Raw genomic sequence first — 21,562 nt, 5'->3', positions numbered from 1 at the left:
GAAGTTTTGCTGGGCGCTCGGGCCATGGGAGGAGGCAGGCAGCGACCTCCGGCCTGAGCCGATGCTGCTCAAGCGGGATTGGGTGTGACGACCCATGAATCCATTCAGGCCCGTTACAAACAGACGCTTCTTCAAGCGGCAGTCCCCTCATCACGAACTTGCGCGAAATCCCGGGCTTAAATGCGGGAAAATTCAGGAACTTCCGAAAAGTATCGAGAATGGCCTGCCACGCGAAGTTATTGTTGTAGTTATTTGGCAATCAATCTGTGCCAATTGCGCGGCAATTTCAATAAGTCCTATCGTGACCGGTAAGTTCTCCTTTTTGAGCATAGGAAAAATCTCTCCGGTAGGTTCCCGAACATTCGATGGATGTGTTTAGAATGCCTTTCGTCTCGACCCAAACGATCAGAAGCGGCTGTCTTTAGCCGCTGGAAACTGACCAATAGAACAAGAACGCAGACGGGCATGAGAACGATGGATGCACGCCCACAACACAGGCGTGGCGCCATGGCTCTACCGTCATTGTGTGAAGGTGCCAGGACGGCGGCTTCATCGTGAGATGCCATGAATTTCATTCTTTATTCGGATGTTAACGACGGCTCCATCAGCCAGAGCCTCGGGCGTCCGGAATACAGCTATTACTTCGTGCTCAAGGCCTACCGCCCGGTGCTGGAAAGCCTTGGGCGCGTGCATGTGGTGCAGACGCCGGCCGAGGTTGACCGGCTGTATCACGAACTGCGGCTCAAGGGCGAAGACTGCCTGTTTCTTTCGTTCACCCCACCCCAGAAAACCCCGGTCGACCTGGACTGCCCGACCCTGTGCGTGGTGGCCTGGGAGTTCGATTCGATCCCCCACGAATACTGGGATAACGACCCGCACCAGGACTGGAGCCGCACCCTTGGCCGCCATGGCCGGGTGATCACCCTGTCCAGCCATACGGCCCGTGCGGTGCGTCGGGTGTTGGGTGAGCATTTTCCGGTGCTGGTGCTGCCTACCCCGTTGTGGGAGCGCTTCGACGGCGTCCGCGGGCAATATTCCAATGTACCGGTCAACGCCGGCACTACCCTGCAGATCAAGGGCTGCATCATCGACAGCCGGACGCTGGGGCTTTGCGCCGACGGCCTGATCGCGCCGGTACTGGAAGAGGCGCCGCCGCCTCCCGCTCCCGTCGAAGTCGAGATTGTCGAAGCCCCACCGCTGACCGTCAGGCGCCGGCTGTTCATCGCCAAGCACTATCTGCGCGAATGGTATCGGGCGCTGGCCGGCGGCGAATGGCGCCGGCCGCTGTTCATCAGCAAGCACTATGTTCGCGAATGCTACCGCGAGGGGTTGCGCGACCGGGTCCCCGCGCGCCTGCGGGCACTGATGGCGAAATCGAGACCGGAGCACGCGGCAGCGCTGCCTATCGTCCTGCCGGCACCCGCGCCTGAGCCGGAACACCCCCAGGCCGTCCTCCCGGCCACCGACCAGCAGGTGGCGTTCCAGGTCGATGGCGTGGTTTATGTCAGCGTGTTCAACCCCGATGACGGTCGCAAGAACTGGCATCAACTGATTACCGCGTTCTGCTGGGCGATGCGCGACACCGAAGACGCCACCCTGGTGTTGAAGATGACCCAGAACGACCTGTCGACCTATTACGTCGAAATGCTGACCCTGCTGTCGCAGCTGTCACCGTTCAGCTGTCGGGTGGTGGCCATGCACGGCTATCTGGACGACGAGCAATTCGCAAGGCTGTACGGCGCGGCCAGTTTCTACGTCAACGCCTCGCGGTGCGAAGGCCTGTGCCTGCCGCTGATGGAGTTCATGGCCTGCGGCAAGCCGGTGATCGCGCCGCTGCACACGGCCATGCTCGATTACATCGACGAGGACCTGGCCTTCATCGTCAAGTCCAGCCAGGAGCCGGCGATCTGGCCGCAGGACTCGCGCATCCTGTTTCGCACCCTGCGTCACCGCCCGGATTGGGGCTCGTTGAAAACCGCTTACCAGGACAGTTACCGCATGGCCAAGGAAAACCCCGCGGGGTACCAGTCGATGTCCCTGGCCGCGGCCCGGCGCATGCAGGAGTACAGCAGCTTCGCCAGCGTCCAGGGGCGCCTGCGGGAGTTCTTCGCCCTGACCCCGCTGACCGAGGCCGGTGGCGCATCCTCCCTGGCCGTGGCGGGTAACGCCTGATGCTGATCCTCATCCATTCGGAAACCAACAAGAGCAACATCCAGCAGAACCTCGGCCGTCCCGAATACAGCTACTACTTTGTGCTCAAGGAGTTCCGGCCGGTACTGGAACGCCTGGGCCAGGTGCTGGAGGTCAGCAACCCCGACGAGCTGGTGGACCGCCTGTATTTCGACTGCCAGAGCCGCGGCGAGGCGTGCATCTTCCTGTCGTTCTCGCCGCCCCATCGCACGCCCAACCATTACGCCTGCCCGACCATCCCGGTGTTCGCCTGGGAGTTCAGCACCATTCCCACCGAAAGCTGGCAGGGCGAGCCGCGCCATGACTGGCGGCTGGTCCTGGGCACCGCGGGCGCGGCGATCACCCATTCCAGCTTTACCGTGCGAGCGGTGCGCGATGTGATGGGCGAGGACTACCCGATCTGCGCGATCCCGGCCCCGGTCTGGGATCGCTTCGCCCGCCGTGGCGAGCAACTGGGCAAGCAGCCACGGGCGTCCCGTGTGACCCTCAACCTGCACGGACTGTTGCTCGACAGCCGGACCCTGGACCTGAGTGCCTACGGCCCGGGCACGCTGCACGAAGGCATGCCGCTGGCGCTCGATGCCACGGCCCGCGACTGCCAGCTGCTGCTCGACGGGGTGGTCTACACCTCGGTGTTCAACCCCTACGACGGGCGCAAGAACTGGCAGGACATGATCAGTGCGTTCTGCACCACCTTTCGCGACTGTGCCGACGCCACCCTGGTGCTGAAACTGACCCACCACGATATCGGCAACGCGCTGGCCGACATGCTGCACCACCTCTACAAGAACCAGTCCTATCAGTGCCGGATCGTGCTGATCCACGGCTTTTTGTCCGACCCGGACTACGAGCGGCTGGTGGAGGCCACCCGCTATGTGGTCAATTCCTCGTTCGGCGAAGGGCAGTGCCTGCCGCTGATGGAGTTCATGTCCTGCGGCAAGCCGGCGGTGGCGCCGTGCAACACCGCAATGGCCGACTACATCGACCCCGACAACACCTTCATCGTCGACTCCACCGACGAGTTGACCGCCTGGCCCCACGATCCGCGGGCCGCCTACCGGACCCTGCGCTACATCACCAATTGGGATTCATTGTGCTCGGCCTATCGCGCCAGCTACGACGTTGCCCTGCAGGACCCCGAGCGTTATGCGCGCATGTCGAGCCATGCGGTCGAAAGCCTGCGGCGCTTCTGTAGCCAGGCCACGGCCGAACAGCGCCTGGGCGAGTTCTTCCAGCAGGTGCTGGAGCGGCGCAAGGCGTCTGCGACCCCCGGGCTTCCCGCGTGATGCGGGCGTTTCTGCGGCGTTTGCGCAGGGGCGCGCCGTTGCCTGCGCCGCTGCTGGCCGAAGCGCCCAGGCCTGCGGTTTCTCCCCGCGATTGCGGCTTGCGCGACGCCATGCTCGATGGCTGGTTCCGTTCCGAAACCGGCGAGCTGCTCAAGGGCTTTGCCATCAGCGCCGACGACACCCTGCTCGATGTCGGTTGCGGCGAAGGCGTGGCGACGCTGTTCGCCATGCGCCAGGGCGCTTCGGTGATTTTCACCGACAGCGAGTTCGACAAGGTGAGCGACCTGGCCCGGCAAGTCGCCGAGCAATCGGACGTAGCGGCCCTGGGGCTGGTCAGCAACAGCCTGCCGTTGCCGCTGGCCCAGGGCTGCGCGAGCAAAGTGGTGTGCATGGAAGTGTTGGAGCACATCGAACAGCCCGAGCCGTTCCTCGCCGAGCTGGTGCGCATGGGCCGTCCCGGCGCGCAGTACCTGATCAGCGTTCCGGACCCGGTGGGCGAGCATTTGCAGAAGGGCATCGCGCCGTCCGGCTACTACCGCGCGCCGAACCATGTGCAGGTATTTTCCCGCGAAGGCTTTGGCCAGATGATCGAGGACGCCGGGCTGGTCATCGAACATCGGCAGGCCACGGGCTTTTTCTGGGTCATGGGCATGATCTTTTTCTGGGCCAGCGAACGGGCCGCCGGACGCGAGCCGCCGGGCGCCGTGCGCGACCGCATCCAGGCGCCGTACCCGGCGCTGATGGAAGGCTGGGCGCGGACCTGGGAGGAGCTGCTGGCGCAACCCGACGGGCTGGCGATCAAGCAGGTGCTCGATGGCTTCATGCCGAAAAGCCAGGTCATCATTGCCCGCAAGCCGCTGTCCGGCGCCGTGGCTGAGCCGTCTTGAACGACAAGCGGATTATGGACATCGAGCTGCTGCGGGGCATCGCGGTGCTGGGCGTGGTGTTCCATCATCTGCAAGGCAATCTGTTTCCAGGCGGGCTCGCCTGGTTGGGCAGCGTCGCCGCCTACGGCCAGTTCTGGTGGGGCGTGGACCTGTTTTTCGCCATCTCCGGTTTTGTCATCGCCCGTAGCCTGATCCCGCAGCTGCGCGCCTGCACCAGCGCCGCGCAGTGTTGGCAACGGACCCGCGACTTCTGGATTCGCCGCGCCTTCCGCCTGCTGCCCTCGGCCTGGTTGTGGCTGCTGCTGATGTTGCTGGCGAGCCTGTTCCTCAATCGTTCGGGGGCCTTCGGTAGTCTGCACGCCAACCTGTGGGCCACGGTTGCCGGCCTGTTGCAGTTCGCCAATTTCCGTTTCGCCGACAGTTTTTTCCACTACGAGTACGGCGCCAGTTTCGTCTACTGGAGCCTGTCGCTGGAGGAGCAGTTCTACCTGTTGCTGCCGCTGCTGGTGCTGTTGTGCCGCAGGTACCTGGCCTGGGTGTTGTTGGCGCTGGTGGTCGTGCAACTGGTGAGCTTGCGCTCGGTGCTGTTGATGTTCATCCGCACCGACGCCATGGCCCTCGGCGTGCTGTTGGCGCTGTGGACAGCCCGATCCAGCTACCGGCACTGGGAGCCGGAGTGGCTGGGGCGGCATCCCGGGCTCGGCCCGTTGCTGCTGATCCTCTCCTGCCTGGGCATGGGCTGGCTGGCCACCGATGGGTTCCATGCGACTTTTTATCGGGTCGGCGCCCTGGCGCTGCTCTGCGCGCTGCTGGTGTGGATCGCTTCCTACGACCGTGACTACCTGTTACCCCGCGGCCCGCTGAAAAACCTGCTGGCCTGGGTCGGCAGTCGTTCCTACGGGATCTACCTGATCCATATCCCGGTGTTTCTGCTGGTCCGCGAAGCCTGGTTCCGCCTGGCGCCCCTGGGCACGACCGGGCTGAACGACCAGCCGCTGCTGGCGCTGGCCTGCGCCCTGGGCCTGCTGCTGTTGCTGAGCGAACTCAACTACCGTGTCATCGAGTTGCCCCTGCGCAATCGGGGCGCCGAGCTGGTGCAACGCCTGGGCACATCCCGTTCTCCCGTTCCTTCCACTGGAGTCACTTCATGCTGAGCCTTCTGAAAAAACTCACGGCGAGCGCTCCTGCGGCCGTAGCGCCCGACGCACCGCCGCCGGCCAAGGTCGATCCGTACATGCTGGGCCTGCAGGACGCCATGCTCAGCGGCTGGTTCAACCAGGAAAACGGCGAGCTGTTCACCGGCTTTCCGGTGACGGCCGAGGACACCCTGCTGGACGTTGGCTGTGGTGACGGCGGCAACGTGCATTACTGCGCGATGCGCGGGGCGAAGATCATCATTGCCGACATCGACGCGGCCAAGGTCGAGGCGACGCGCCAGCGCCTGAGCGATACGCCGGCCTGCGGCGTGGAATGCCATGTCACCGACTGCAACCCGCTGCCGATTGCCGACGGTACCGCCAGCCGGGTGGTGTCCACCGAGGTCATCGAGCATGTGGACGATCCGGCGCAGTTTCTCTGCGAGCTGGTGCGGGTCGGCCAGCCGGGCGCGCTGTACCTGTTGAGCGTGCCGCACCCGAGCTCCGAGGACCTGCAAAAGGACATCGCCGCGCCGGAGTATTTCCAGAAGCCCAACCATATCCGCATCATCAGCGAAGAGCAGTTCAAGCAGATGGTCGGCGACGCCGGGCTGGAGGTGCTGAGCCATAGCCAGTACGGCTTCTACTGGTCGATGTGGATGCTGCTGTTCTGGGAAGCCAAGGTCGAATTCAGCAACCCCGACCACCCGCTGCTCGATCAATGGGCCAGCACCTGGCAGACCATCCTCAACTCGCCGCGCGGGGTGCAGATCAAGCACGCGCTGGACGCCGTGGTCGCCAAGAGCCAGGTCATCATCGCCCGCAAGCCGGCCTGAACCGGTTCCTGTAGCCGCTGCCGCAGGCTGCGATAAGGCCGCAGGCCTTCGGCGATCTTGTGGCCTTGCGCGCCCTTCGGTCGCGATCGTCCGAACGCGGCCCGAGCCTGCGGCAGCGGCTACAGAGCTTCAGGCCTGTTGCACGAAAGTCAGGCGCAGGGCGAAACCGATCAGCAGGCTGCCGAACAGCCATTGCTGGACCCGCTGGGCGGCGCGGTTGTGCGCCAGCCAGCGGCCGATCCAGGCGCCGGCCAGGGCGTAGGCGCTGTCGAACAGCAACCCCACCAATACCAGCAGCAGACCGAGGCTGGCGAACTGCGCGGCCACGGGGCCGGCCTGCGGGTCGATGAACTGTGGCAGCAGCACCGAGCAGAACAGCAGCGCCTTGGGGTTGAGCAGGTTGGTCAGCAGGCCGCGGCGGATCGCTTCGCGCCAGCGCAGGGCGCTCGCGGCCTCGCCATCCCGCAGGCTGGGCAGCAGGTTGGCCCGCAGGCATTGCACGCCGAGCCACAACAGGTACGCGGCCCCGCCCAGGCGCACCACCTCGAAGGTCCAGGGCGCGGCCTTGAACAGGGCGGCCAGGCCCAGTGCCGCCAGTGCCACATGAGAGCCCCGGGCAATCGCCAGGCCCACCGCGGTGGCCAGCGCCAGGCCCTTGCCTTGGCGGGCGCCGGTTTGCAGCAGGAGGATCATGTCGGGGCCGGGCAGCAGATAGACCACCGCCAATGCCAGGAAAAACATCCACAGTTGCGCCACCTTGCCACCCCCTTTCGTTGTCGATTCGGTAGGTAGAGTCTAGGGCCGAAGGGCAGGGCAGGTGCTTGCGTAGTCAGCCAGCAAGGAGGTGGAAATTGGCATAATCTTCCACCTGGACATGGAGTGACTATCGGAAAATGCCAAAAATGAAACTGGACGCCTACGACCGCAAGATTCTCGCCGCCCTGCAGCGCGACGGCCGCCTGAGCAACGTGCAACTGGCGGAGGAGATCGGCCTGTCTCCTTCACCCTGCCTGCGTCGGGTACGGATGCTGGAAGAAGCCGGGGTGATTCGCGGCTACCAGGCCAACCTCGATCGCGATGAAGTGGGCCTGGGGCTGACGGTGTTCGTCGGGGTCAAGGTCGAGCGGCACACCGATGAGCATTCCGAAGCCTTCCACAAGGCGGTGACGGCGCTGCCGGAGGTGCTTTCGGCGTTCCTGGTGTCCGGCGAGTCGGACTTCCTGCTGCAGGTGGTGGTGCCGGACCTGCGCGCCTACGACCGTTTTCTTACCGGCAGCCTGCTGAAACTGCCGGGCGTCAGCGATATCCGCAGCAACTTCGCGATCCACACGGTGAAAACCCCAGGCGCGCTGCCGCTGGGGCATTTGCCGACCTGACGCGATCATCTGTAGCCGCTGCCGAAGGCTGCGATCGCGACCGAAGGGCGCGCAAGTCTCAAGATCGCCGAGGCCCTTCGGGCCTTACGCAGCCTGCGGCAGCGGCTACAGGTTCTACATCTGCGTCGCCATCCCCTCGACATCCATCGCCGCCTGGCGCAACGCCTCGGAGCGGGTCGGGTGCGGGTGGCAGGTCAGGGCGATATCTTCGGCCGAGGCGGAAAACTCCATGGCCACGCAGTATTCGCCGATCATTTCGCTGACGCTCGGTCCTACCAGATGCACGCCGAGGATTTCATCGGTCTGCGCGTCCGCCAGGACCTTGGCGAAACCTTCGGTCTCGTGGTTGATCTTGGCCCGGCTGTTGGCCGTGAAAGGGAACTTGCCGACCTTGTAGGCCCGGCCCTCGGCCTTGAGCTGCTCTTCGGTCTTGCCGACGCTGGCCAGCTCCGGCTTGGTGTAGATCACACTGGGAATCAGGTCGTAATTCACTTCGCCGGCCTTGCCGACGATCTGCTCGATGCAGGCCATGGCCTCGTCCTCGGCCTTGTGGGCGAGCATCGGCCCTGAGGTGACGTCGCCAATCACCCACACGCCGGGAGCCTCGGTGCGGTGCCGCTGGTTGGCGAGCATGCCGCGCGAGTCGGTGCTCAGGCCGACGTTCTCCAGGCCCAGGCCCTGGGTATAAGGCCGGCGCCCGATGGCCACCAGCACATAGTCGGCTTCCAGCAGCTCCGCCGTGCCGCCCGCGGCGGGTTCGATACTCAACTGCACGCCATTGGCCGAGGTGCTGGCGCTGCTGACCTTGGTGCCGAGCCTGAAGGCGATTCCCTGCTTGGCCAGGGCCCGTTGCAGGGTCTTGCCGGCTTCGCCATCGACCCCGGGGCAGATGCGGTCCAGGTACTCGACCACCGTCACCTGGGCCCCCAGGCGCCGCCAGACCGAACCCAGCTCCAGGCCGATCACCCCGGCGCCGATCACCACCAGGTGCCGGGGCACCTCGCCGAGGGACAGCGCGCCGGTGGAGTCGAGGATGCGCCGGTTGTCGATCTCCACCCCGGGCAGTGGCGTCGGCTCGGAGCCGGTGGCGATCACGATGTCCTTGGCCTGCAACCGGGTCTTGGCCCCGGCGCTGTCGGTCACCGTGACCTGGCCCGGGCCGTCGATATAGCCCCAGCCCTTGATCCAGTCGACTTTGTTCTTGCGAAACAGGAACTCGATGCCCTTGGTCAGGCCGGCCACGCTGTCGTCCTTCTGCTTCATCATCTGGGCGAGGTTGAGGCTGGGCTTGACCTCGATGCCCAGTTCGGCGAATTCCTTGCCCATGGCCGCGTCATACAGCTCCGAGGCGTGCAGCAAGGCCTTGGACGGCATGCAGCCGACGTTCAGGCAGGTGCCGCCGAGGGTGGCGCGACCTTCGACGCAGGCGGCCTTGAGGCCCAGCTGGCCGGCGCGAATGGCGGCGTTGTAGCCACCGGGACCCCCACCGAGGATGACGACGTCGTAGCTGCTCATGGCTGTTCTCCTGCAATCGGAAAAGAAGGCTTTCAAAGGTAGTCGAGCGAAAAATTATGACCGTAATATGAGCGCGCAAAGCAACCCTGGTCAAGCACGCGATCGCGTCTTCCTTGTAGGAGCGAAGCTTGCTCGCGAAAGCCGCGAAGCGGCGTGCCGTCAACCGGCACGCGTTATCGTTGGCGATCTTTTCGCGAGCAAGCTTCGCTCCTACAGAAGAAGGGAGGCGGGGTGTTCAGGTCCACCAGTAGCGCACGAGATGGAAGAAGATCGGCGCGGCGAAACACACCGAGTCCAGGCGGTCGAGCATGCCGCCGTGGCCTTCGATCATGTGACCCCAGTCCTTCACCCCGCGGTCGCGCTTGATCGCCGACATGACGATGCCGCCGGCGAAGCCCAGCAGGTTGATCAGCAGGGCGATCAGGAACGACTGCCAAATGGTGAAGGGGGTAATCCACCACAGCGCGCCGCCGATCAGCGAGGCCAGGAGGATGCCGCCGACAAAACCTTCCACGGTCTTGGATGGCGACAGCCGCGGGGCGATCTTGCGTTTGCCGAAGAGCTTTCCACAGACGTACTGCAACACGTCCGACATCTGCACCACGATCACCAGGTAGGCGATCAGCAGCAGGTTGCGCCCTTCGTAGCCGGCGATGTCCAGGGTCAGCAGCGCCGGGACGAACGACACGCAGAACACCGCGATCATCAGCCCCCACTGGACCTTGGAGGCGCGTTCCAGGAAGTGCGTGCTGTCGCCGCCCAGGGACGCGAGGATCGGCAGCAGCAGGAACACATAGACCGGGATGAAGATCGAGAACAGCCCGTACCAGTCGAAGTAGATCAGCAGGTATTGCACCGGCAGGGCCAGGTAGAACGCCGCCACCAGCGCCGGGTAGTCGCTGCGCCGGGTCGGCATCAGGGTCAGGAACTCGCGCAGGGCGTAGAAGGACACCGCGTAGAACAGCAGGATCACCGCGCTGGTGCCGAGCCAGAAGGCGATACCGATCACCAGCACCATCACCCACCAGGCGTTGATGCGCGCATTGAGGTTGTCGATCACCGAGCTCGGCGCGCCACGACTGCGCAGCTTGAGCAGAAAACCGATCAGCGAGGCCAGCACCAGTACCGCGCCGATCCCGCCGAACAACATCAGGGTTTGCCTATCCATCTCAAGAATGCTCCGGGGCCATGGCCAGCAGCGCTGCGCGGCTGCGTTCGAGGAAGTGTTCTTTGCTTTCGCCGTCCTCGAGGGACAGCGGCGCGCCGAAGCTGGTGGTGCATAGAAGCGGCAGGGGCAGGAAACGGCCCTTGGGCATCACGCGGTTGAGGTTGGCGATCCACACCGGAATCACCTGGGCCTGTGGGTAACTTTTCGCCAGATGGTAGAGGCCGCTCTTGAACGGCAGCAGGCCTTCCTCCTCCAGGTTGCGCGTGCCTTCGGGGAAGATGATCAGCGAATCGCCGTTGGCCAGGGCATCGAGCATTGGCTGCAAGGGGTTATCCACAGGCTCCTTGCGCTCGCGGTCGATCAGCACGCCATTGAACACCCGGTTGATGAGGTAGCGGCGCAGCGGGCGGGTCTGCCAGTAATCGGCGCCGGCCACTGGCCGCGTCACCTTGCGCAGCGCGGGCGGCAGCGAGGCCCAGAGCAGAACGAAGTCGCCGTGGCTGCTGTGGTTGGCGAAATAGATGCGTTGCACCGCCTGCGGCCCGCAGCCGAGCCACAGGCTGCGCGCCCCGGTGATGGTGCGGGCGGCGGAGGTGATGAGGGTGGCGACCAGGGGTTCGAGCATGAGAATTCCTTATCCGGCGACGGCCAGCCAGGGGCTGGCCAGGATGAAGCCCAGTGTCAGCAGTACTTGCGCCGCCAGCAGCCAGGCCTGGCGACGCAACAGGTTGAGGGCGCCGTGGCTGCGTTGTTGCCACGGGCGGCCGCCGGCGTTCGCCGGTTGCAGGTTGAGGGCGCTCAGCGCCTGGTCCAGGGCGGCGCCGCGCTCGGCCAGCGGCAGCGGGCTGTCCGCCACCCGCTGGAACAGCTCGGCATCGAAGGCCACCCGCAGCGCCCAGTACTTTTGCAGCAAGCCCAGCACCAGCAGGGCGACGCTCAGGACGATGGCCCAGGGGGCGGACACGCCGAGCAACCACTGGCCGAGGCCGAGCAGGGCGCCGAGCAGGCTCAGGCCTGTGGATAACAGGTCGAGCGAATGCCCGCGGCGCAACAGGCTGGCCACCGCATGCAGTTCCATATCAGTGGCCATGGGCGCTCCCCAGGGCTGTGGATAAAGGCTCCAGGGCCTTGCGGTGCGCGGGTTGCAGGACGATCTGCGGGCGCGCGCGGCGGATCTGCACGATGGCCGCATCGACGCTGGCGGCGCGGCCTGTGTACAACAGCCAGGCGGCCACGGCGGTGGCGCTGCGCGAATAACCCAGGGCGCAGCAGACCAGCAGCGGCGCGTGCTCACGCAAGCTTTCGATGGCTTGCGCGGCCTCGCGGCATTGCTCGGTGGTGGGCGCGGTCAGGTCGAGCACCGGCACGCAGCGATAGGCCAGGTGGCGACCGTCCATGGACAGTTCGGCACACAGGTCGAGCACCGCGCTGAACGGGCTGTCCTGCAGCTCGCCCGGGGTCGGGATGCGCCCCAGCCAGACGTTATCCACAACCTCGTCGGGCTGTGGATGCTGGCGTGTCCACAGCCGGGAATTGATCCAGGCCGCCGCCAGATAAGGCGCCAGCAGCCAGCGCGTGGCGTTGCCCAGGCGGCCGTCCGCGCCCTTCTGGAAACCCTTGGCGTCGAACAGCCCATAGTTCAGCGCCACCAGCAGCAGGGCCAGTGCCGGCCACAACAGCCACAACCAGGCACCGGAAAAGGCCAAGGCCGGGATGGCAAGCGCCGCGGCGCCCACGGTATAGAACGACGCCAGGCGCCAGCGCTGGCGGTCGCGGGCCAGGCGCAGGTTGTGCAGCATCCCTGGGCGGTCCAGCGGCCACAGCCAGACGCACAGCCAGCCGGCCAGGGCGCCTGTGGGCACGTCGATAAAGTGGTGTTGATAAGTGGTCAGCACCGACACGCCGATCAGCGCGAACCAGCCGTGCACCAGCCAGCGCCAGGCGCTCTGGACATGCCGCGCGTAGCAGACCCACAGCACCACCAGCAGCGCGATGTGCAGTGACGGCGCCTGATTGAACGGCTTGTCGAAGCCGGCCAGCACGTCGAACAGCCAGCCGAACAGGCCATCCAGTTCCGGGCGCTGGAAGGTGAAACGCAGCGGCCAGAGCAAGAAGCAACTGACGGCGATGACTTGCGCGGTCAGCAGGCGCAAGGCGTGGCGCTTGAGTTCTTCGCGGCTGGTGGGCAACAGCAGGGAAAAACCGTACAGCAGGTCGATCGACCAGTAGGGCACGATGCTCCAGGCCCAGAACGGCATCTGCCGCTCCCAGTCGAACACCAGGCTGCCGACCTCGGCCCGTTGCGCGGTGACCCAGGTGGCGAAGCCGTAGGTGCCGAAAAACAGTGGCGCCAGCAGCAACAGCCAGAGCACCGCGGGTTTCAGCAAGCCGGGCTCGCGGGTGTATGTCGCGGCGACCGTCATCATTGCACCCGCTGCGCCAGCGACACGCTGAAAATGCCCCACTGATCGACGCGCAGGGTGATCCGGCGGAACCCCGCGGCTTCCACCAGTTGGTCCATCTCGGCCTGGGTCCGGCGACGCATGACCCAGGCCTGGCCCGCGCGGTGGCTGGTCAGGGCGCGGGCGATCAGCTCCAGCTGCGGGTGCCACGGTTGCCCGGTGTAGACCAGGTAACCGCCAGGCTCCACGGCGGCGGCCAGGCCCGCCAGGGAATCGCTGACCATCGGGTTGTCGGCGAACAGCTCGTACAGGCCGGAGACCACCGCCAGCGTCGGTTTGGGCGCCAGGGCCGCGAGGTCGTCGCGGTCGAAGGCGTCGGCTTTGACGAAACGGGCAATCTCGCCCAGGCCTTTCTCGGCGATCAACGCGTTGCCGTCGCGCACGTTGATATCGCTGTAGTCGCGCAGCAGGATCGACTCCGGCAGCGGGCTGACCCCCTGCAAGGCTTCGAGAATGTAGCGCCCGTGGCCGGCGGCGATGTCGACGATGCGCACTTCGCGCTGCTCGGCGCGCAGTTTTTCCATGGCCAGGCGCAGCAGTTCTTCCACATGCAGCTTGCGTTGGCGAATGCCGCGCCAGCCGATGGAGTCCAGGTAGTTGCGGTCGATCATCCGGCCCAGGGCCGAGGTGCCGGTGGCTTGGTTGCGGTAGACGTAGTCCAGGGTGCTGCCGGAGTCGAAACCGGTGTCGAAACCCAGCTTGACCCCGGCCGAGAGCTGGCTGCCCAGGCGCATGCTGGCGCGGGTCATGCGCCAGTACAGGTCACGCAGGGAGTTGTGCGGCAGGGGCGCCGCCAGCGCCTCGGACTCGGCGCAGGTCAGGCCCAGGCGGTCGGCGTCGAGCAGGGCAGGGCGGTTCAGCGGTCGAGCGAAGTTCTGCAGGATGAAGCGCCGGGCGCTGGCGACGGCCGGGGCCCGGGCCTTCTCGCCGAGGGTGTCGTGGAAGAAGCCCGGCAGGATGTGTTTTTCCTTGTGCAGGCTGCCCAGGCGCTCGAAGAACTGTTCCTGGGGCCGGCGGTGGACAACGAAGTCGGCGCCGGAGATCAGCAGCTGGGTCGGCACCTGGATCGCCTGGGCATCGGCCACCACCCGTTCGGCGGCTTCGTACAGGCCCAGCAGCACGTTCACCGAGATCGCCTTGGTGATCAGCGGGTCGCTGTCATAGGAGGCCACCCGCGCCGGGTCATGGCTGAGGAAGCGCGCCTTGACGTAGCTGTTGACGAAAAAGTTGCCGCGAAAACGCCGCATCAGCGCCAGGCCCGGGCGGGCGAAAGGCACGTAGAGCTTGACCTTGAACGCCGGCGACGCCAGCACCAGGGCGCGGATGCGCGGCGCGTAATCGTGGACCCAGGTGGCGGCAATCACCGCACCGACGCTTTGGGCCACCACGGCCATGTGTTCTTCGTCGATGCCGTGGCTGGCCCGCAGGTGATCGCAGAAGGTCTGCACGTCGCGCACGCTGGTGGCGAAGCTCGGGCTGTCGCCCCGGGCGCCGGGCGACTGGCCGTGGCCACGGGCGTCCCAGGCGAAGAAATCGAAGGCTGGCAGGTCCAGTTCGTCCACCAGGTGGGCGATGCGCGCGGAGTGTTCATGGCCGCGGTGGAACAGCAGCACCGCCTGGCGCGGGGCGTCCGAGGGGGCGGCGGTGGCCGGCCAGTGGCGGTAGAACAGCTCGACGCCGTCGTGGGTGGTGAAGGTCTGGTGGAGAGCTTCGCGCATGGCAACTTCCTTATTCCGAGGGGGCGTTTTGCTGCACTTCTTGTCGTTGGGTGTCTTGCAGTTGTACGTCGAGCAGGCCTTGGCGAACCCGGTTGATCAAGGTGTAGACCAACAACGCGGCGACCAGCGCCAGCACGCCGTTGATCCAGGCGGCGCTCAGCCAGCCCAGGGCGATGCCGGTGGCCAGCACGCCGAGCACGAACGCCCGGTCGCTCTTGCCCATGGGCCCGTCGTAGCGGCGCGAGGCGCCGATCATCGGCCCCAGCACGCCGGCGTATTCGCTGAACAGCGCCAGCAGCGTGACGAGCAGGACCAGCGGCAGGCTGACGCCGGCAATCAGCGCGAAAGGCAGGATCAGCGCGCTGTCGGCAATCACGTCGCACAATTCGTTGAGGTAGGCGCCCAGGCGCGATTGCTGGCCGAATTCCCGGGCCAGCATGCCGTCGATGGCGTTCAGCGCCATGCGCAGGATCATCCACAGCGGGATCAGGATGAACAGCCAGAGGTGGCTGGCGAAGCTGGCGATCAGGGCGCCCACCAGTACCGAAATCACTCCCGCCAGCACCGTGATCTGGTTGGCCGTGGTGCCGTTCTCGTACAGGCGCTGGACCCATGGCCGCAACAGGTTCTGGAAGCGCGGTTTGAGCTGGTAGATGGAGAGCATGGCTGGACGTTTCCTTGTCACAAAGTGGGCCACGGATTATGGCCACAGATCTCGCGGGCTGGCATCAGCACAGCAGCGGTTTTCCCTGGGTTTGTGACGCGCCCACGGCAAATAAAGGCATAGGTAAGGGACGAAAATTTCACTACTATCGTTATATCGTAACGATTTGTGACAAATACAGCGGCCTGCCGGAGAGTTATCCACAGGCCGGAATGGGTTAACGACCAGCGTTGGGGTGCTATGCAAGTCGATCTTGAGACTGAAGAGGCGGGGGTCGAAGCCTTGCCGAGGTTTCAGCGGGCGGCCTTTCACGAACGCCGTCTGAAGCGTTGGGGCATCGGGCTGGCGGGGCTGGCCGGGGTGGGGCTGGTGTTGGCGTTTTTCGTCGGCCTGTTTGCCCCGCAATCCTTATGGCCGGCGTTGCTGGTCAATCTGGCCGCGGCCTTGCTGGTGCTGGTCGGCGGCCTGCAGGCGGCGGGCTGGGTCAGTGCCTGGCGCGCGGGTGCGTTGCGGGCGCCGGAGGTGGCGCCGAGCCCGGAGCCGGTTGCGGATGAACCGCTACCCGACGACGGCTGGTACGAGCGGCTGCTGGAGGGCATCAGCCGGCGTTGGTCCAGTTTGTTGGCGCAGATCGGCGCGCCGACCTTGTGGCTGGGCGGTTGGGCCTTGCTGGTGCTGTTGGTGATCGAGCAGGCGTGGAACCTCGGCCTGCCCGCCGCGACCCTGGGCCTGGCGGGCAATGTCGGCGCGGTGCTGGCGCTGTTGCTGGCCTTCGGCTTGCTGGTGTTCGAGCGCCAGCTGAGCCAGGAACACCCCGGCGAATGGCCGGAAGCCGCGGCGCTGGCGCAGCTGGCGCGAGTGGCGATCATCAGCCTGGTGCTGGCGGCGCTGTGCCTGTTGTTCAGCAGCGACACGGCGCTCTGGCCCGTGCGCCTGGGCGTGCTGCTCGGCGTGTTGCCGGCGCTGGTGGCCCTGGAGTTCCTGCTGCGCGCGGTCTTGTCGTTATTCAGCCCGCGTCGCGCGCAACTGGAGCCGCGCATGCTGGCCCACAGCGTGGTAGCCGATCTGCTGCGCTGGCCGCCGCAACCCTTGCTGGCCTTGCAGCACGAATTGCACAACCGTTTCGGCATCGACCTGCGGCAGATCTGGGCCTTCACTTATATGCGCCGCGCGTTCCTGCCGGTGCTGCTGGTGGTGCTCGGGGTGGGCTGGCTGCTCACCGGCCTGCATGAAGTGCCGTTGCAGGGGCGGGGCATTTATGAGCGTTTCGGCAAGCCGGTGGCGGTCTTTGGCCCGGGTTTGCATGCGGGCCTGCCGTGGCCGCTGGGCCGGGTGCTGAGTGTCGAGAACGGCGTGGTGCACGAACTGGCCACCAGCGTCGGCGAAGCGCCCGGCGTGATCGAACCGGCCTCCGCCGAAGGGCCGCCCCCACTGGTAGCCAACCGCTTGTGGGATGCCAGCCATGTCAACGACAAGTCCCAGGTGATTGCCAGCGGCGCCGCCGACAAGCAGAGCTTCCAGATCGTCAACATGGACGTGCGCTTCGTCTATCGCATCGGCCTGAGCGATCAGGCGGCGCTGGCGGCGACTTACAACAGCGCCGATATTCCGATGCTGATCCGCAGCACCGCCAGCCGCATCCTGGTCCACGACTTCGCCTCGCGTACCCTCGACGGCCTGCTGGGCGAAGACCGTACCAACCTGGCCGAGGATATCGGCCGCGCGGTGCAGGCCGACCTGGAGAAACTCGACAGCGGGGTGGAGATCCTCGCCACCGTGGTCGAGGCCATTCACCCGCCGGCCGGCGCGGCCAATGCTTATCACGGCGTCCAGGCCGCGCAGATCGGCGCCCAGGCGCTGATCTCCCGCGAGCGCGGCGCGGCCAGCGAGCAGACCAACCAGGCACAGTTGCAGGCCAGCATCGCCCGCGATCAGGCCCAGGCCACGGCCCATGAAGTGCAGGCCACGGCGCAAGCGGCCGACCTGCGGTTCAGCGCCGAGCAAAAGGCCTATGCCAGCGCCGGCCAGGCATTCGTGCTGGAGCAGTATTTGAGCCAGCTGAGCCAGGGCCTGCGCAACGCCAAGTTGCTGGTGCTCGATCATCGCCTGGGCGGCGCCAACGCACCGACCCTCGACCTGCGTACATTCACTTTGCCGACCGAGCCTTCGGTACCGGGTAACACCGCTCAGCCAGGAGCCGTCCATTGAGCCAGTCCCATTCCCACGATCATCAGGATCACGCCGGCCACGATCACGGCCACGGCGGCCATCACGGACACCATCATCACCACCACGGCGCGCCGGAAGAGGCGGGGCCCTTTCCCTGGCGGCGCATGGCCTGGGCGCTGTTGCTGGTGTTGTTCGCCGTCGCCGCGGCAAGCCTGGTGCAAGTGCGCTCCGGCGAAGCCACGGTGATTACCCGTTTCGGCAACCCGGCGCGGGTGCTGCTGGAGCCGGGCCTCGGCTGGCGCTGGCCGGCACCATTCGAGGCGGCGATCCCGGTGGACCTGCGCCTGCGCACCACCTCCAGCGGTTTGCAGGATGTCGGCACCCGCGACGGTTTGCGCATCATCGTCCAGGCCTATGTGGCGTGGCAGGTGCAGGGCGATGCGGACAACGTGAAACGCTTTATGCGCGCGGTGCAGAACCAGCCGGATGAAGCGGCGCGGCAGATCCGCACCTTTGTCGGCTCGGCCCTGGAAACCACCGCCAGCAGTTTTGACCTGGCCAATCTGGTGAACACCGATGCCAGCAAGGTGCGCATCGCCGACTTCGAAGCCCAGTTGCGTAAACAGATCGAGCAACAGTTGCTGAGCACTTACGGCGTGCGGGTGCTGCAAGTCGGTGTCGAGCGCCTGACCCTGCCCTCGGTGACCCTGACCGCCACCGTCGACCGCATGCGCGCCGAGCGTGAAACCATCGCCACCGAACGCACGGCCATCGGCAAGCGCGAAGCGGCGCAAATCCGTTCCGCCGCCGAGCGCGATGCGCGCATCGTTCAGGCTGATGCCACGGTGAAAGCCGCGGACATCGAAGCGCAATCGCGGGTGCAGGCGGCGGAGATCTACGGTCGCGCCTACGCCGGTTCGCCGCAGCTGTACAACCTGCTGCGTTCGCTGGACACCTTGGGCACTGTGGTGACCCCAGGCACCAAGCTGATTCTGCGCACCGACGCCGCGCCGTTCCGGGTGCTGGTGGACGGGCCGCCGACACTCGGCAATAAAGCCGCCGGGTCGCAACCATGAGTTTGGTTCCACGTGGAACACATGAACTTGGCAGCCCATGGATTCAGGCCGGTCGTCTGGCGTTTCTCGCCCTGTATGCGGTGACTGTGCTGGCAGCCCTGGCCTGGGCGTTTTCCAATGTGCGGCAGATCGATCCGCAAAATCGCGCGGTGGTCCTGCATTTCGGTGCCCTGGATCGCATCCAGAACGCCGGCTTGTTACTGGCCTGGCCGCAGCCGTTCGAACAGGTGGTGCTGTTGCCCGCCGCAGATCGGGTGATCGAACGCCGGGTGGAAAGCCTGCTGCGTTCCGATGCGGCCTTAAAGGGTGACAAGGTGGCCAGTTTCGCCGTGCCCCTGAGCGATGCCCTGGCCGGTTCCGGTTATCTGCTGACCGGCGACGCCGGGGTGGTGCAGCTGGATGTGCGGGTGTTCTACAAGGTCACCGAGCCTTATGCCTTTGTATTGCAGGGCGAGCATGTGTTGCCGGCGCTGGATCGACTGGTGACCCGCAGTGCCCTGGCCCTGACCGCCGCCCGCGATCTGGACACCATTCTGGTGGCGCGTCCGGAACTGATCGGGGCCGACAACCAGGCCGCCGAGCGTCGCGAACGGCTGCGCGGTGATCTGGTGCAAGGCATCAATCAGCGGCTGGCGGATCTGGCGGCGACCGGGCAGGGGATCGGTATCGAAGTGACCCGGGTCGACGTCCAGTCCAGTTTGCCGGGGCCCGCGGTCAGCGCCTTCAATGCGGTACTGACTGCCAGCCAGCAGGCCGACAAGGCGGTGGCCAACGCCCGCACCGAAGCCGAAAAACTCACGCAAACCGCCAACGAACAGGCCGACCGCACCTTGCAGGTGGCGCACGCCCAGGCCGGTGAGCGCCTGGCCAAGGCCCAGGCCGATACCGCGACCATCCAGAGCCTGGCCCAGGCGCAACGCAGCGGCACCGACCCGGAAATGCTCTTGCGTATCTACCGTGAGCGCTTGCCGAAGATCCTTGGGCAGGCCGGCTCGGTGACCACGGTCAATCCCAAAGACGATTCCCGCCTGATCATTCAGGGAGCCCAACCATGACTGTTCACACCCATGCCGCCGCACCGGCGAGCATGCTCACCTCTGCCGAACAACGTAGCGCCGCGCGTCAGCTGACCCTGGCCATGCTCGCGTTGGGGCTGCTCGGCCTGGGCCTGGTCTGGCGCTGGCTGGCCCCGGAGCAGACCGGCGTCAGCCAGTTGCTGCTGGGGTTCGCTTCGTTGCTGGTGGCGCTGCCGGTGATGCGTTCGGCCTGGTACAGCCTGCGCTACCCGAGCCTGCATGGCATCACCGACCAGTTGATCGCCCTGGCCATGCTCGGCGCCTGGGCCACCGGCGACCTGCTGACCGCGGCGCTGTTGCCGATCATCATGATCTTCGGCCACGTGCTGGAAGAGCGCAGCGTGATCGGCTCCCAGGAAGCCATTCATGCCCTGGGCCGCTTGACCCGCAGCCATGCGCGCCTGGTGCAGGCCGATGGCAGCATTGGCGAGGTGGACAACGCCACGCTCAAGGCCGGCGATGTCGTCGAAGTGCGCGCCGGCGACCGGGTGCCCGCCGATGGTTTGGTGCTCTCCGGACAGGCCAGCCTCGACACCGCACCGATCACTGGCGAGTCGGTGCCGCTGGAGGCCGATGTCGGCATGCAGGTGTTCGGCGGGGCGATCAACCTCGACGGCCTGTTGCGCCTGGAAGTGACCCGCACCGGCCACGAATCGACCCTGGGCAAGGTCATCGCGCTGATGCAAAGCGCCGAGCGTTCCAAGCCGCCGATCACCCGTTTGCTCGAACGTTACGCCGGCAGCTACATGGTGCTGGTGTTGCTGCTGGCGGCGGTGACCTGGTTCATCACCCACGATGCCCAGGCGATGCTCGCGGTGCTGGTGGCGGCCTGCCCCTGTGCCCTGGTGCTGTCCGCGCCGGCCACGGCGATTGCCGGGATCGCCGTGGCGGCGCGGCACGGCATCCTGATTCGCAGTTCGGCGTTCCTCGAGGAGCTCGCGGACCTGACCTCGCTGGTGGTGGACAAGACCGGCACCCTGACCTTTGGCACCTTGCGCCTGCAATCGATCGACAGCCCGCAGGAAGATCGCCAGGCCTTGCTGAACCTGGCGGCCAGCCTCGGTTCGGCCAGCAGCCACCCGGTCAGCCGCGCGCTGGCTGGCCTGGTGGCCCAGGAGCATTTCCTGGTGCTGTCGGATATTCGCGAGCGCCAGGGGCTGGGAGTGGTGGCGCAGACCGAACAGGGCGAGGCCGCCCTGGGGCGTCCCGAGTTGTTCGGCCAGCTCGGCATCGCCACCACGGCAGTGCCCGAACATGACGGACCGATTGCCGGGCTGGCGCTGAACGGCGAATTTCTCGCCTGGCTGTTGCTGGCCGACAGCGTCAAGCCGGAAGCGCGGTTTGCCCTCGACGAGCTGCGAGAACTGGGGCTGGGCCGCCAGTTGTTGCTGACCGGCGACCGCCAGAGCGTGGCCGACAGCCTGGCGCGGGATGTCGGCATCGGCGATGTCGAAGCCCAGGCGCTACCAGAAGACAAGCTCAAGCGCGTGCTGGGGGAAATCGACAGCGGTTTCCGGCCGATGGTGGTGGGCGACGGGATCAACGATTCCCTGGCGCTCAAGGCTGGCGTGGTCGGTGTGGCCATGGGCGCGGGTGGGGCGGACATTGCCCTGGCGTCGGCCGATATCGTGCTGATCGGCAGCGACCTGCGGCGTCTCGGTACCTGTGTGCGCCTGAGTCGCCAGTGCCGCCAGACCCTGCAGGTCAATGTGATCATCGGCCTGGGCTGGACCCTGGCCATCGTCGCCTTTGCCGCGTTCGGCTGGCTCGGCGCGGCGGGGGCGATGATCGCGGCGGTGCTGCATAACCTCAGCACCTTGCTGGTGCTGGGCAATGCCGGGCGCTTGCTGCGTTTCCAGGAGCCATTGCTCAAGTTGTAGGGGTGTGGGCCGGGGCGGAAAAGCGCGGGTTTGAGCGTCTGGAGCTAGAATTAAACCAGGTCGAACTGTGCGCCCGTCTGGCGGTCATCTGTGAAGAGGGCCCAGCTTCCGGGACGGTCGGCT

Annotated in this window: 18 protein-coding genes; 10 read left to right on the top strand and 8 right to left on the bottom strand. The window is 66.0% G+C overall.

From position 1 onward, the window contains the following. Positions 1 to 564 precede the first annotated feature (564 nt). From AC3RCP_RS00915 to AC3RCP_RS00895, 5 genes are read left to right on the top strand one after another with little or no spacing between them, the layout of a single operon-like run. Positions 565 to 2,172, top strand: a complete 1,608-nt coding sequence (locus AC3RCP_RS00915) for a glycosyltransferase (RefSeq protein ID WP_492570518.1) — start codon at positions 565 to 567, stop codon at positions 2,170 to 2,172. Next, a complete protein-coding gene (locus tag AC3RCP_RS00910) occupies positions 2,172 to 3,476 on the top strand; it encodes a glycosyltransferase (RefSeq protein ID WP_492570519.1) in 1,305 nt (434 codons plus the stop codon). The genes AC3RCP_RS00915 and AC3RCP_RS00910 overlap by 1 nt, the downstream gene beginning before the upstream one ends. Continuing rightward, positions 3,476 to 4,363, top strand: coding sequence for a class I SAM-dependent methyltransferase (locus AC3RCP_RS00905; RefSeq protein WP_492570520.1), 888 nt, complete (start codon positions 3,476 to 3,478; stop codon positions 4,361 to 4,363). Before AC3RCP_RS00910 ends, AC3RCP_RS00905 begins: the two co-directional genes overlap by 1 nt. After that, positions 4,360 to 5,517 (top strand): acyltransferase family protein, encoded by a 1,158-nt coding sequence (locus AC3RCP_RS00900; RefSeq protein ID WP_492570521.1) that lies wholly within the window; start codon positions 4,360 to 4,362, stop codon positions 5,515 to 5,517. The genes AC3RCP_RS00905 and AC3RCP_RS00900 overlap by 4 nt, the downstream gene beginning before the upstream one ends. Then, positions 5,511 to 6,335, top strand: coding sequence for a class I SAM-dependent methyltransferase (locus AC3RCP_RS00895; RefSeq protein WP_492570522.1), 825 nt, complete (start codon positions 5,511 to 5,513; stop codon positions 6,333 to 6,335). Before AC3RCP_RS00900 ends, AC3RCP_RS00895 begins: the two co-directional genes overlap by 7 nt. Positions 6,336 to 6,464: 129 nt before the next feature. On the opposite strand, the gene AC3RCP_RS00890 is transcribed toward AC3RCP_RS00895, so the two are convergent. Then, positions 6,465 to 7,091 (bottom strand): LysE family translocator, encoded by a 627-nt coding sequence (locus AC3RCP_RS00890; protein ID WP_101336343.1) that lies wholly within the window; start codon positions 7,089 to 7,091, stop codon positions 6,465 to 6,467. A gap of 146 nt (positions 7,092 to 7,237) precedes the next feature. On the opposite strand from AC3RCP_RS00890, the gene AC3RCP_RS00885 reads away from it, so the two are divergent. Continuing rightward, positions 7,238 to 7,711 carry an Lrp/AsnC family transcriptional regulator gene (locus AC3RCP_RS00885; RefSeq protein ID WP_007927641.1) on the top strand — a complete coding sequence of 158 codons (474 nt, stop codon included), beginning with the start codon at positions 7,238 to 7,240 and terminating at the stop codon, positions 7,709 to 7,711. Between the two features lie 114 nt (positions 7,712 to 7,825). On the opposite strand, the gene lpdA is transcribed toward AC3RCP_RS00885, so the two are convergent. The 7 genes from lpdA to AC3RCP_RS00850 all read right to left on the bottom strand — a co-directional run bounded on the left by lpdA (position 7,826) and on the right by AC3RCP_RS00850 (position 15,238). Then, on the bottom strand, positions 7,826 to 9,226 hold the full coding sequence (gene lpdA / locus AC3RCP_RS00880; RefSeq protein WP_492570523.1) for a dihydrolipoyl dehydrogenase: 1,401 nt from the start codon (positions 9,224 to 9,226) through the stop codon (positions 7,826 to 7,828). 235 nt (positions 9,227 to 9,461) lie between these two features. Further along, positions 9,462 to 10,394: a phosphatidate cytidylyltransferase gene (locus AC3RCP_RS00875; protein WP_007927638.1), complete on the bottom strand. Its 933-nt coding sequence runs from the start codon at positions 10,392 to 10,394 to the stop codon at positions 9,462 to 9,464. 1 nt (position 10,395) lies between these two features. Next, complete coding sequence (locus tag AC3RCP_RS00870; RefSeq protein WP_087087392.1) at positions 10,396 to 11,019, bottom strand: lysophospholipid acyltransferase family protein; 624 nt, start codon at positions 11,017 to 11,019, stop codon at positions 10,396 to 10,398. Between the two features lie 9 nt (positions 11,020 to 11,028). Beyond that, positions 11,029 to 11,484 (bottom strand): hypothetical protein, encoded by a 456-nt coding sequence (locus tag AC3RCP_RS00865; RefSeq protein ID WP_123572327.1) that lies wholly within the window; start codon positions 11,482 to 11,484, stop codon positions 11,029 to 11,031. Then, entirely contained in the window at positions 11,474 to 12,817 is a 1,344-nt protein-coding gene (locus AC3RCP_RS00860) for a phosphatase PAP2/dual specificity phosphatase family protein (protein WP_492570524.1), read from the bottom strand. Before AC3RCP_RS00860 ends, AC3RCP_RS00865 begins: the two co-directional genes overlap by 11 nt. Continuing rightward, entirely contained in the window at positions 12,817 to 14,574 is a 1,758-nt protein-coding gene (locus tag AC3RCP_RS00855; protein WP_492570525.1) for a bifunctional alpha/beta hydrolase/class I SAM-dependent methyltransferase, read from the bottom strand. Before AC3RCP_RS00855 ends, AC3RCP_RS00860 begins: the two co-directional genes overlap by 1 nt. Positions 14,575 to 14,584: 10 nt before the next feature. Next, the gene (locus tag AC3RCP_RS00850) at positions 14,585 to 15,238 is read right to left on the bottom strand and encodes a CDP-alcohol phosphatidyltransferase family protein (RefSeq protein ID WP_007927632.1); all 654 of its coding nucleotides are present in this window, start codon (positions 15,236 to 15,238) and stop codon (positions 14,585 to 14,587) included. A gap of 240 nt (positions 15,239 to 15,478) precedes the next feature. Here AC3RCP_RS00850 and hflK (AC3RCP_RS00845) point away from each other — a divergent pair, with 240 nt between their 5' ends. Genes hflK (AC3RCP_RS00845) through AC3RCP_RS00830 form a run of 4 tightly spaced genes read left to right on the top strand, consistent with a single transcriptional unit; the run spans position 15,479 to position 21,439 of the window. Beyond that, positions 15,479 to 17,446 (top strand): protease modulator HflK, encoded by a 1,968-nt coding sequence (hflK, locus tag AC3RCP_RS00845; protein WP_101336338.1) that lies wholly within the window; start codon positions 15,479 to 15,481, stop codon positions 17,444 to 17,446. Next, a complete protein-coding gene (gene hflC, locus AC3RCP_RS00840) occupies positions 17,443 to 18,483 on the top strand; it encodes a protease modulator HflC (RefSeq protein ID WP_492570526.1) in 1,041 nt (346 codons plus the stop codon). The genes hflK (AC3RCP_RS00845) and hflC overlap by 4 nt, the downstream gene beginning before the upstream one ends. Beyond that, a complete protein-coding gene (hflK, locus tag AC3RCP_RS00835; protein WP_492570527.1) occupies positions 18,480 to 19,538 on the top strand; it encodes a protease modulator HflK in 1,059 nt (352 codons plus the stop codon). Before hflC ends, hflK (AC3RCP_RS00835) begins: the two co-directional genes overlap by 4 nt. Continuing rightward, positions 19,535 to 21,439 carry a cation-translocating P-type ATPase gene (locus AC3RCP_RS00830; RefSeq protein WP_492570528.1) on the top strand — a complete coding sequence of 635 codons (1,905 nt, stop codon included), beginning with the start codon at positions 19,535 to 19,537 and terminating at the stop codon, positions 21,437 to 21,439. Before hflK (AC3RCP_RS00835) ends, AC3RCP_RS00830 begins: the two co-directional genes overlap by 4 nt. Positions 21,440 to 21,562 lie beyond the last annotated feature (123 nt).

Source organism: Pseudomonas sp. GW822-FHT05A08, assembly GCF_058800485.1.
This window is presented reverse-complemented; position numbering and strand designations above follow the sequence as displayed.

Excerpts from the sequence above, each read along its gene's own strand:
- AC3RCP_RS00915 (WP_492570518.1), top strand. The coding sequence starts at position 565 with ATGAATTTCATTCTTTATTCGGATGTTAACGACGGCTCCATCAGCCAG.
- AC3RCP_RS00910 (WP_492570519.1), top strand. The coding sequence starts at position 2,172 with ATGCTGATCCTCATCCATTCGGAAACCAACAAGAGCAACATCCAGCAG.
- AC3RCP_RS00905 (WP_492570520.1), top strand. The coding sequence starts at position 3,476 with ATGCGGGCGTTTCTGCGGCGTTTGCGCAGGGGCGCGCCGTTGCCTGCG.
- AC3RCP_RS00895 (WP_492570522.1), top strand. The coding sequence starts at position 5,511 with ATGCTGAGCCTTCTGAAAAAACTCACGGCGAGCGCTCCTGCGGCCGTA.
- AC3RCP_RS00885 (WP_007927641.1), top strand. The coding sequence starts at position 7,238 with ATGAAACTGGACGCCTACGACCGCAAGATTCTCGCCGCCCTGCAGCGC.
- lpdA (WP_492570523.1), bottom strand. The coding sequence starts at position 9,226 with ATGAGCAGCTACGACGTCGTCATCCTCGGTGGGGGTCCCGGTGGCTAC.
- AC3RCP_RS00875 (WP_007927638.1), bottom strand. The coding sequence starts at position 10,394 with ATGGATAGGCAAACCCTGATGTTGTTCGGCGGGATCGGCGCGGTACTG.
- AC3RCP_RS00870 (WP_087087392.1), bottom strand. The coding sequence starts at position 11,019 with ATGCTCGAACCCCTGGTCGCCACCCTCATCACCTCCGCCGCCCGCACC.
- AC3RCP_RS00865 (WP_123572327.1), bottom strand. The coding sequence starts at position 11,484 with ATGGCCACTGATATGGAACTGCATGCGGTGGCCAGCCTGTTGCGCCGC.
- AC3RCP_RS00860 (WP_492570524.1), bottom strand. The coding sequence starts at position 12,817 with ATGACGGTCGCCGCGACATACACCCGCGAGCCCGGCTTGCTGAAACCC.
- AC3RCP_RS00855 (WP_492570525.1), bottom strand. The coding sequence starts at position 14,574 with ATGCGCGAAGCTCTCCACCAGACCTTCACCACCCACGACGGCGTCGAG.
- AC3RCP_RS00850 (WP_007927632.1), bottom strand. The coding sequence starts at position 15,238 with ATGCTCTCCATCTACCAGCTCAAACCGCGCTTCCAGAACCTGTTGCGG.
- hflK (WP_101336338.1), top strand. The coding sequence starts at position 15,479 with ATGCAAGTCGATCTTGAGACTGAAGAGGCGGGGGTCGAAGCCTTGCCG.
- hflK (WP_492570527.1), top strand. The coding sequence starts at position 18,480 with ATGAGTTTGGTTCCACGTGGAACACATGAACTTGGCAGCCCATGGATT.
- AC3RCP_RS00830 (WP_492570528.1), top strand. The coding sequence starts at position 19,535 with ATGACTGTTCACACCCATGCCGCCGCACCGGCGAGCATGCTCACCTCT.